The following is a 4,235-nucleotide window of genomic DNA, read 5'->3' as shown; positions in this document are numbered from 1 at the left end:
TCGATTCCAGCCTATGATGGCTTGATGGATAATCAATACTTGAAGCAGTAAAGGAAGGTCAATATGATAATAGCAATAATTGGTATAATTCTAGGGATTTTAATAGGGCTCTACATTCCTTTTGAGTTTACGACGATTTCGTCACTTTATATCTCAGTTGGGATTTTAGCAGCAATAGATTCGATCTTGGGTGCCCTAAGATCGAGTTTTGAAGACAAGTTTGACAGCTTGATTTTCATCAGTGGTTTCATCGTCAATGCACTTATGGCGATAGCACTTTCATATTTAGGCGACAAGCTAGGCGTTCCAATATATTACGCCGCTATTTTCGTCTTTGGAACAAGACTTTTTAACAATATTGGCGCCATTCGTCGCTATTCAATTGAAAATTATAGGGCTAAAAGTAGGGAAAAGCATAAGAAATAAGACCTATACCTATTGCAAATACGAAAAAAATTCGTTTTTTTGAAAAAAAATATTCCCAAAAAACTTAAAAGAGTATATACTATATGTAGTAGAATTGTAGGTATTTTAAACAATAGATATTGATGAATGCTTATGATTTTACAATTTTTACATCTAAGTATTAGCATTGTTAAATCATATAGAAAAAGTACGGTTTATTAAATAGAGAAACGAGATGTAAACACCTATAAATTATTACTTAGCGGGAAAAGGAGGATTTTCATGTTAGAATTTGATGTTGCTGTTGAAGAATTTGCCCAGCTTAAAGTAATTGGTGTTGGTGGCGGGGGTAATAACGCTGTTAACAGAATGATTAAATCGAATCTTAAAGGCGTTCAGTTTATAGCGATTAATACAGATAAGCAAGCATTATACAGCTCTGCTGCAGAATACAAGTTACAAATAGGCGAAAAATTAACTAGAGGATTAGGGGCGGGTGCAAACCCAGAAGTAGGTAAAAAAGCTGCTGAAGAGAGTAGAGATGACATTTATCAAGCACTTCAAGGTGCAGATATGGTCTTCATCACTGCAGGTATGGGTGGTGGAACCGGTACTGGTGCGGCACCAATCGTTGCTGAAATTGCCAAGGAAATGGGCATTTTAACGGTAGGCGTTGTGACTAAGCCTTTCTCTTTTGAAGGCAAGCGTAGAATGAAGCACGCTGAAGAGGGTATCGAAGAGCTTAAACGCAAAGTAGATACACTTATTACAATTCCAAATGATAGACTTCTTGAAATTGTTGAAAAGAGAACTTCTATTTTAGATGCATTTACTATTGCGGATGACGTGTTAAGACAAGGGGTCCAAGGTATTTCAAACACAATTACTGAGACGGGTCTTATCAATGTTGACTTTGCCGATGTTAAAACAATCATGTTTGAACAAGGACTTGCACATATGGGTATTGGTTCTTCAAGTGGTGACGATCGTGCGATCGACGCAACGAATCAGGCAATCCACAGTCCATTACTTGAAACATCAATCCGTGGTTCTAAAGGAATATTACTTAATATTCGCGGTGGTAAATCATTAGGTATGATGGAAATTCAACAAGCTGCAGATCTTGTGTATAGAGAAGCAGATCCAGATGCAAACATCATCATGGGTGCTGTTATTGATGAGTCTTTAAAGGACGAAATCACAGTTACGGTAATTGCAACTGGCTTTGAAACTGCTAAAGTTGAGCCTAAGGTTGAAATGAAACCTGTAAAAACTGAACCTGTAAAAGTACAACAAGTTGAAGCTGAAACGAATGAAGATGACACCTTTGATATTCCTACATTCTTAAGAAAGAAAAGATAACCTTGCTTCTCGCAAGGTTTTTTTTTAAACACAAAATAATTGGTGAGGTGAAATGTATGAAATGTCCTTATTGCAGCAGTCTTGAATCTAAAGTCATCGACTCTAGACCGACAGATGATGGTCATGTAATCAGACGAAGAAGAGAATGCATCAACTGTAAACAGAGATTCACCACTTATGAGAAAATCGAAGAGATCCCAATTATCATTGTAAAGAAAGATGGTAATAGAGAATCCTATAATCGTATGAAGGTTTTAAACGGGATTATCAGAGCATGTGAAAAACGCCCTGTTTCAATGGAACAAATGGAACAGTTGATTGATCATATTGAGACGAGATTACACAGTTCAATGGAAAAGGAAATCGAATCCGAGTGGATTGGTGAATTGGTCATGTCAGGACTCAAGGATCTGGATGAAGTTGCTTATGTAAGATTTGCTTCTGTCTACAGACAGTTTAAAGACATCAATACTTTTGTGAATGAACTCACCAAATTATTAAACGAAAAGACAAATGGCTAGACTCTCAATTGTTATTGAGAAATAGTTATCAACTAAATATTATAGTAATATAAAATAAATGTGGATAAAACATGTTGGTTTTAGTCACTTTATGTAGGAAAATGTAGTGCCGTAAGTATATTTAGATATATTTACGGTATTTTTTTTTATAAAAATACTTTAATTGGGGGAAACTAATGTAAAAGGGGGAAATGACGTGAAAACAATCAGAGCACAGTTGATTGCGATAACGCTCTTGTTAATCGCAATACCATTTATTCTGTCAAATGTAATTAATGGTTATTATTTATCCAATGAGTACGGTAAAGAACTGCTCGACAATAATACGGTCATGGCATCGACGATTTCAGACCAGGTAAGGAGTTTCATCGATCGAGCTTATGGTTTGACTGAAGCGATAGCAACCAACGAGTCGGTTAGAGCTTTCGACTTGGAAAAACAGGTATCAATGGTTGAGACCATTGCAAGTCAAAATCCATTTTTCGATTTGCTATACATCCAAGGGGCGGATGGTATGCAAACGGCAAGATCCAAAGGAAACCTGGGAGACCGCTCAAACAGATGGTGGTTTATCAAGCTTGTATCTGATGAGAAGCCATTCGTGAGTAAATCCTATTTTTCACTTAGCGGAAACGTTCCGGTAACGTCGGTAATCTTACCTATTTATGATGCGCGTGAAAAACTAAATGGCGTCATGGGGGCGGATATTAGGCTAGACGCTTTACAGGAAATTGTTGAGAAAGCGAGCATAGGGACTAAATATGCTTATGTTATCGATGGTGAAGGTGTTGTAATCGCCCATCCTGACAAGCAACAGGTCTCTGAGCTCTATAACTATGTGTTGCTCAACAAGACGGTACTAAAGCTCGATGCAAATGGACAAGTGGTTAAGGATGAACAGGGAAATCAGGTGACTGAAACACAGGACATTAAGATACCAGATGCACTTAAAGTAGCCACTGAAAAAGCCTTAAGGGGCGAAAATGGCGTCGTTAAATATACAAACAATGATGGCGTAAAAGTCATCAGTGCCTTCAAGGGCATTGACCTGCCAGGGGAATCCAGTCGATGGGCTGTAATCACAGTTGAAGCCCATAAGGATGCAATGGCCTTTATCTATAAGTCTTATAAGACGAATGCAGTCATAGGCCTTGTACTGCTTGCACTTGCCACTGTGATCTTATCCTTTGTCTCTAAAACGGTTTCTGCCCCGATTAAAAAATCGTCAGAATACCTCAATACCATTTCAAATGGAGATTTTAGGATAGATATAGATCGAAAGTACCTCAAGAGAAAAGATGAAATCGGTGTCATTGTTAATAGTATTGACCAAATGAAAGATTCATTAAAAGTTCTAGTCAACAGCATAAAGGTAGATTCACTTGGAATTGAACAGCAGGTTGAACATGTGAAACGCGACATGTCTAGCCTTAAGCTCAATCTTGAAGAGGTTTCCTCTACGACTGAAGAGTTGGCAGCTAGCATGGAAGAAACGGCGGCGACGTCTGAACAAATGTCCATGACTTCACATGAAATTGAACGTGCAGTCAAGGCCATGGCGGATCGTGCACAAGAAGGGGCAGTTGTCGCAGGTGATATCAGTTTAAGAGCAGACAAAACCCATAAGGATGTCTTAAGAGCTCAGGAAAAGGCTCAGGACATGCTCTCAAACACTAAAGCCCAGCTTGAACTGGCAATCAGTGAATCGAAAGTGGTTGAGCAAATCAACATTTTATCAGAATCAATTATGCAAATCACTGAACAGACCAATTTACTTGCCCTTAATGCAGCGATAGAAGCGGCAAGAGCTGGTGAAGCGGGTAGGGGTTTTTCTGTTGTGGCAGATGAAATCAGAAACCTTGCAGAGCAATCTAAAACCACTGTACTTAAGATTCAAGATATTACCACTAAAGTGGTGAATTCGGTATCAAACCTTTCTGAAAGTTC

The 4,235-nt window shown here is 38.3% G+C and carries 4 protein-coding genes; all 4 read left to right on the top strand.

Annotation, left to right across the window (positions count from 1 at the left end; all coding sequences use genetic code 11):
* Window positions 1-63: 63 nt before the first annotated feature.
* Window positions 64-426 carry a small basic family protein gene (locus tag AC220I_RS18970; protein WP_486725433.1) on the top strand — a complete coding sequence of 121 codons (363 nt, stop codon included), beginning with the start codon at window positions 64-66 and terminating at the stop codon, window positions 424-426.
* Between the two features lie 261 nt (window positions 427-687).
* Complete coding sequence (gene ftsZ / locus AC220I_RS18965; protein ID WP_486725432.1) at window positions 688-1,767, top strand: cell division protein FtsZ; 1,080 nt, start codon at window positions 688-690, stop codon at window positions 1,765-1,767.
* Between the two features lie 56 nt (window positions 1,768-1,823).
* Complete coding sequence (gene nrdR, locus AC220I_RS18960) at window positions 1,824-2,288, top strand: transcriptional regulator NrdR (protein WP_486725431.1); 465 nt, start codon at window positions 1,824-1,826, stop codon at window positions 2,286-2,288.
* 196 nt (window positions 2,289-2,484) lie between these two features.
* The coding region (locus AC220I_RS18955; protein ID WP_486725430.1) for a methyl-accepting chemotaxis protein at window positions 2,485-4,235 on the top strand (1,751 nt) is incomplete at its 3' end.

It is taken from the genome of Fusibacter sp. (assembly GCF_057447755.1).
This window is presented reverse-complemented; position numbering and strand designations above follow the sequence as displayed.

Bases quoted from the DNA above. Each gene is read 5' to 3' on its own strand.
- nrdR (WP_486725431.1), top strand. From the start codon at position 1,824: ATGAAATGTCCTTATTGCAGCAGTCTTGAATCTAAAGTCATCGACTCT.
- ftsZ (WP_486725432.1), top strand. From the start codon at position 688: ATGTTAGAATTTGATGTTGCTGTTGAAGAATTTGCCCAGCTTAAAGTA.
- AC220I_RS18970 (WP_486725433.1), top strand. From the start codon at position 64: ATGATAATAGCAATAATTGGTATAATTCTAGGGATTTTAATAGGGCTC.